Origin of the sequence: Microcoleus sp. Z1_B2 (genome assembly GCF_036700325.1) — a bacterium.
Classification (GTDB): Bacteria; Cyanobacteriota; Cyanobacteriia; order Cyanobacteriales; family Microcoleaceae; genus Microcoleus.
The window spans coordinates 115,149-121,480 of the sequence record NZ_JAUBOQ010000014.1; the positions used below are offsets into that span (position 1 = coordinate 115,149).

At 45.5% G+C, this 6,332-nt stretch carries 6 protein-coding genes; 2 read left to right on the plus strand and 4 right to left on the minus strand.

Annotated elements, in window-relative coordinates; translation table 11 throughout:
- Positions 1–118: 118 nt before the first annotated feature.
- The 4 genes from QT984_RS10675 to QT984_RS10690 all read right to left on the minus strand — a co-directional run bounded on the left by QT984_RS10675 (position 119) and on the right by QT984_RS10690 (position 3,135).
- Positions 119–724: a 50S ribosomal protein L25/general stress protein Ctc gene (locus QT984_RS10675; protein ID WP_333057110.1), complete on the minus strand. Its 606-nt coding sequence runs from the start codon at positions 722–724 to the stop codon at positions 119–121.
- Positions 725–916: 192 nt separating this feature from the next.
- Positions 917–1,285, minus strand: a complete 369-nt coding sequence (locus tag QT984_RS10680) for a hypothetical protein (RefSeq protein WP_333057107.1) — start codon at positions 1,283–1,285, stop codon at positions 917–919.
- Between the two features lie 17 nt (positions 1,286–1,302).
- Entirely contained in the window at positions 1,303–1,740 is a 438-nt protein-coding gene (locus QT984_RS10685) for a hypothetical protein (RefSeq protein ID WP_333057106.1), read from the minus strand.
- A 54-nt stretch (positions 1,741–1,794) separates the two neighbouring features.
- Complete coding sequence (locus QT984_RS10690; protein WP_333057103.1) at positions 1,795–3,135, minus strand: adenylosuccinate synthase; 1,341 nt, start codon at positions 3,133–3,135, stop codon at positions 1,795–1,797.
- A gap of 353 nt (positions 3,136–3,488) precedes the next feature.
- Here QT984_RS10690 and QT984_RS10695 point away from each other — a divergent pair, with 353 nt between their 5' ends.
- Both QT984_RS10695 and QT984_RS10700 read left to right on the plus strand, forming a co-directional pair.
- Entirely contained in the window at positions 3,489–4,526 is a 1,038-nt protein-coding gene (locus QT984_RS10695; RefSeq protein WP_333314086.1) for an adenosine deaminase, read from the plus strand.
- A 326-nt stretch (positions 4,527–4,852) separates the two neighbouring features.
- Positions 4,853–6,157 carry an aspartate aminotransferase family protein gene (locus QT984_RS10700; protein WP_333373959.1) on the plus strand — a complete coding sequence of 435 codons (1,305 nt, stop codon included), beginning with the start codon at positions 4,853–4,855 and terminating at the stop codon, positions 6,155–6,157.
- Positions 6,158–6,332 lie beyond the last annotated feature (175 nt).

Genomic DNA, 6,332 nt, shown 5'->3' on the forward strand with positions numbered 1-6,332 from the left:
TGCGATCGAACCCAAATTAGAATAGCCTTTTTAGCAAAAAACGATCGCCCTTTTGGGAGAAAGCGATCGCCCTTTTTTTTCAACAATTAATTAGTTAACAACTATTAGCAATTACTAATTAAGCTGCTGCGGCTGCGTCTTCTTCTGCGTCTTCTGCTTCAGAACCTGCTTGAATTCCCAGCACGCTAACAACCACCTGATCTGGTTCGCCGAGAGCTACCACTCCCGCAGGCAAAACTAACTCGTGAATATGCAGCGCATCCCCAACCTTTAAATGAGAAATATCTACTTCAATTGCTTCAGGAATGCTGTCTGGTTTGCACTTAACTGCGAGTTGCGTCAGTACGGTATCCAAAATGCCGCCTTCTAACTTGACGCCGACTGGTTCGCCGACAAAATTCAGCGACACTTCAACTTCCAGGCTGTCTTGAGTTGCCACGGAGAAAAAGCTCAGGTGGTAAGGATAGCCCTTCCAAGGATGAACTTGAACTTCCCGGAGCAAGGTTTTTCCGCTCCAAGAGAGGTCGGGAATGCTGAGGTCAATTAGGGTATTGTTGACTACGTGCTTTTTGAGCAGGTGTTCAACTGTTTTGGCTTTGATGGTAAGGGAAATGGATTCAGAGCCTTTGTGCCCGTAGAGGACGGCGGGAATCAATCCAGAGCGGCGCAGGGCGTTAGGTTTACTGCCTTCTGCCCGCTTTTGACATTCTACTGCGAGTTCCATTTTCTGACTTTCTGCTAATTGTTTTTACATTTTACCAGAATTGTGATATTGCGATCGAACATTAATCAGACTCAGGTCAACGGTCACACTTTAACTAGCTTGTATGGTGCGTCAGTATTGAGTTTATGACAAAAAATTTAGGTCTTATCAACTGACGCACCCTACGAATTGAACCAGTTGCGTAAGTTCCGATTAAATTCGCTGAAGGTATTGATAATTTTCGTTTTCCACACACTTGAGCAATTCCAGCATTTTTCTGAGACGGTACGTTCCTGATTGATACTCTTCTTTTGAAGGGGAATCACCCAGCTTAGTAAGAACTGCATCGCTTTCACTGATGATTGCTTCGCTGAAAATTTTCTTGAACTGCTGGCGAATATCTTGATTTAATTCAACTAGAGGCAGAATTACATTTTCTTCATCTAGGTAAATTTGGGTTTCGACTGATTCGCCACCTATTTTTGAAAATGCTGATTTTGCTAACCATTCGTAAGTAGCTGCTGTTATTCTTACACTATCGGACGGTTCTCCATTTGCTGAATAAAAACTGATGTCAAACATTGGGATTACTCCTGCTACTAAACATCTAGAAACTCGTCCAAAGGAATATTTTCGGCATAAGCTATACCTGCTTTTATAAATTTTGCCTTGCCCGGTTCAGAAATTCTATCGGCACTTACAACTGCAATGACAGTAGCAGTATCAATAATTTCATTAACTGCTTTTCCTGAAAGGTATGTGGTTTTGATTTCTATATGCGGTAAGTTTGTTTTTCTTTCCTCTAAGGTTGACTGTGAATCTTTGATATTTTCTCTCGTGTATTGATTATGAAGATCCCGAATTATTTCTTTTACTTGCGAGGCCTCATTGGGAGCGACAATCAAAATGTCTCCTTTCGGATCGTTGCCAGTAGTTCTCTGGGATGCAATGCCATCTTCAGCTAACTTTCCGATTACCCAGCCAACCAAATCTCGATGAAGGGTTAGTTGGTATATCAGACGATCTTCATCGGTCATTGGAGCCTCGTCACACATGAGATAGACCCTTTTTGTCTATTATAACTAAACCTGTTATGATTGTGCTGCTACTGGCGTACCGTCTGCAGAAAGCAAAGCGCGTTTCGGGCCGTGAATCGGGTCTTCTACAATAATAGTTTGGTCGCGGCTCGCACCGAGAGAAACGATCGCGATCGGCACTTCCATCAAGTCTGCCAAAAACTTCAGATAATTCAAAGCTTGCGGCGGTAAATCTTCCAAATTCCGGCACTCTTCCGTAGACTGTTTCCAACCGGGAAGGGTTTCGTAAATAGGTTGGCACCGAGCAAATATCCGGGAACTTTTCGGGAAATCAACACATTTTTCGCCGTCAATTTCGTAAGCAACGCAAACTTTTATTTCTTCTAATTCATCCAAAACATCTAGTTTGGTAATTGCCAGACAGTCAAGGCCGTTGATGCGGACTGCGTAGCGGCCGATTACTGCGTCGAACCAACCGCAGCGGCGTTTGCGACCGGTTGTCGTGCCGAATTCTGCACCTCGATCGCCCAAAATTGCTCCTATTCCATCTACCATTTCAGTAGGGAATGGGCCTTCTCCGACGCGGGTTGTATAAGCTTTTGCTACGCCAATTACGCGATCGATCGCTGTTGGGCCGACTCCGGTTCCCACACAAGCACCGCCAGCGATGGGATTGCTCGAAGTAACGTAAGGATAAGTGCCGTGGTCTAAGTCTAATAAAGTGCCTTGCGCGCCTTCAAACAGAATATTTTTCCGCTTGTGAAGTCCCTCATAAATCTTCAGGGAACTATCTACTACGTGCGGGCGCAAACGTTCCGCATAAACTCGATATTCATCAATTACGTCTTGCGGATTTAAAGGCGGCAAATTGTAGAGTTTTTCGAGAAGGACATTTTTACAATTAATCGTCCATTCCAATTGTTCTTGCAACCCGTCCAAGTCCATTAAATCTAGCATCCGAATGCCAGTGCGTTCCGACTTGTCGGCGTAAGTAGGGCCAATGCCGCGTCCCGTCGTCCCGATTTTATAATTTCCCCGCTGCGTTTCCGATGCTACATCAATTAATCGATGATAGGGCATCGTGACGTGAGCCGTCTCCGAAATCATCAGCGAGGTTGTCGAAATATTCAGTGCCTCTAGCTGATCTAACTCTGCAATTAAAACTTTAGGGTCGATGACCGTGCCGCAGCCGATAATACACTCTTTATCAGGGTAGAGAATCCCAGACGGAATTAAGTGCAGCTTGAAAGTCTGACCGTTGACTACCACGGTGTGACCCGCGTTGACGCCCCCTTGGTAGCGGACAACGATATCTGCGGATTTGCTGAGCAAATCGGTAATTTTGCCTTTTCCTTCATCGCCCCACTGGGCGCCGATTACAACTACGTTAGCCAAGGGTTTCTCGCGTTCTGTTCAGGTTGACACAATCTCCGATTATGTATGAATGCGTCCGAAATGTCAATCAATTTTAGATTTTAGATTTTAGATTTGGGATTTTAGATACGGGCATGGGGCATGGGGCATGGGGCATGGGGCATGGGGCATGGGGCATGGGGCATGGGGCATCTCCCAAAAAGCCTATTTTGAACAGGCAAGATGCCTGTTCCACAAGAATTATGGGAGATGTCTATTGGGCATTAGGCATTGGAACTAACAAATAACCAATGACTAATGACTACTGACTACTGACTAATGACTACTGACTAATTAATTTTTGTTAAGATTGAGAAAATAGAGGCTTTGTTGCCATGAGTTTACACGCTGAGTTGCACCGCCATCTGGGTGGTTCCGTCGTTCCTAGGGTGCTGTGGCGGTATTTCGATCGCCACAATGCTGAGATGGTTAATCGATTTCCGAAATACTCGGAATTTGAGGAGTTTTACACTCGTCCGCGCAATACTCTCAATGAGTATTTGGAACTGCACACGCTGGTAGAAAGCGTTCAAACTGTTGAGACGTTGCCTTATTTCATCTATCGGTTGATGCGGGGCGCTTACGTGTTTGAAAATCTGGCTTATTTGGAGTTGCGCTATACGCCTTATTTGCGGACTCCAGAACATTTGAATCAGTCAGAACGCATTGATTTGATGGCAGAAATTGTACAAGTTGTGGGCAAGGCAAGTCAAATTAGCGATTGTCCGATTGTTACTAGCCAAATTTTGTGTATGCACTCGCGTTTACCCTATGAGGTGAATCGGGCGATCGTAGATTTGGCGGCCGGGATGGGGGAATATGTTTGTGCGATCGATCTAGCTGGGGGCGATGATTGTATTGGCGATCGTTTGGAGGAGTTTGTCGGATTGTACCAGTACGCGAGGTCGATCGGCATCAAAACTACCGGCCACCTCTACGAAACTACCTCTGGCTGTTATCCCGAACTTCTGCCTTATCTGATGCGTATCGGCCACGGGATTCAAATTCCGTTAAAATATCCCGAACTGCTGCCAGAAGTCGCGCGCAGGGGTCAATGCTTGGAGGTTTGCCCGACTACCTATCTCAAAACGGGGACGTTGCAGGATATGCGCGAATTGAAGGTTGTGTTCGATCGATGTTTTGAAGCTGGCGTCGATATTGCCATTTGCACCGACAACGCGGGATTGCACAACGTGCGATTGCCTTTCGAGTACGAGAATTTGTTAACTTTGGATATCATTGATTTTCGGCAGTTGCAAGCGTGTCAAGAGGCCGCTTTCCGCCATGCTTTCGCGTGGCCCTACGAAGAAAGACCTGTGAAAATGCTGACCGGTTTGTTGCAGCATGAGTCTGTAGAGGCGATCGTTAATTAGCTAGTTTTTGTCATTAAACATCAAGTTTTAATGTTCCTTAAAAACCCGGTTTTTTATGTTAATTAATGAACCGGGTTTTTAATCTGATATCTCTGCCGCTAGGAAAGCCATCGCCAAGATTTAGGATTGTGGCGGTGATTTTATTTCATTTGTGAATGATATTTTTTTTACTAACCGCAGAGGACGCAGAGGGCGCAGAGGAGATAGAAAAGATAGAAAGAGGGATAGAGGTGTTTTGTAAAATTATAATAAGCGTCGGGCGATCGGCAATCGGTAGCAAGTTATAGTTTGGATGCAGAAGCATCAATATAAAAGGATAAAAAAACATGACAAATATGGACGCTTACTGGATGCCGTTCACCGCCAACCGACAGTTTAAAGCGAATCCGCGAATGTTGGTTTCTGCCAAAGATATGCACTTTACAAGCGATGATAACCGCTCAATTTTAGATGGTACTGCGGGGCTGTGGTGCGTGAATGCAGGACACGCGCGCGAGACAATTGCCGAAGCAGTTAAACAGCAGGTTTTGCGTTTGGATTACTCCCCGGCTTTTCAGATGGGACATCCGGGTGCTTTTGAATTGGCGGAACGTTTGGTAAAGATGATTCCGGGCAATTTCGATCGCGTTTTCTTTACTAATTCGGGTTCGGAATCTGTAGAAACTGCTTTAAAAATTGCGATTGCTTATCACCGGGTGAAAGGTGAAGGAACTCGCCAACGATTAATCGGCAGGGAACGTGGCTATCACGGCGTTGGTTTTGGGGGAATTTCTGTCGGGGGTATCGGTACAAACCGCAAGTTTTTTGGCAGTTTGCTCACGGGAGTCGATCATTTGCCTCACACTCACAATCTCGAACACAATGCTTTCAGCCGCAAACAACCGGAATGGGGAGCGCATTTGGCCGATGAATTGGAGCGGATTGTCGCTTTGCACGATGCGTCTAATATTGCAGCGGTAATTGTGGAACCGGTGGCTGGTTCGACTGGGGTTTTGATTCCGCCGAAAGGTTATTTGGAGCGACTGCGGGCGATTTGCGACAAATACGGAATTCTGCTGATTTTTGATGAGGTAATTACCGGATTCGGGCGGCTAGGCTCTAGTTTTGCTACGGAATATTTTGGGGTGGTTCCCGATATTGTGACGGCGGCGAAAGGGATAACTAACGGTACGGTGCCGATGGGGGCGGTGTTTGTGAAACAAGGCATTTATGATGCTTTTATGAATGCTCCTGAAAATGCGATCGAGCTTTTTCACGGTTATACTTATTCTGGTCATCCTCTGGCTTGTGCGGCTGCTTTGGCGACGCTGGATATTTATGAGGAAGAAAGGTTATTTGAACGAGCAGATAAGATGGCTGGTTACTGGGAAGATGCGGTGCATTCTTTGAAGGGAGTGCGGCACGTAATTGATGTCCGCAATCTGGGACTGGTGGCGGGGATTGAGTTGGAATCTATTGCTGGGAAACCGGGAAAACGGGCGTTTGATTGTTTCTTGCAGTGCTATGAAAAAGGGTTGCTGATTCGGACTACGGGTGATATTATTGCTTTGTCGCCACCGCTGATTATTGAGAAAGAACATATCGATAAAATTGTGGAAATTTTGACAGGGGTTTTGCAGGAGATGGAGTAGGATTAAAAGGAGATTTTGCACCATTCTCTCTTAACAGGCAAGATGCCTGTTCCACATTAACAGGCATCTTGCCTGTTCCACAAAATTAACAGGCAAGATGCCTGTTCCACAAAATTAACAGGCAAGATGCCTGTTCCACAAAATTAACAGGCAAGATGCCTGTTCCACAAAATTA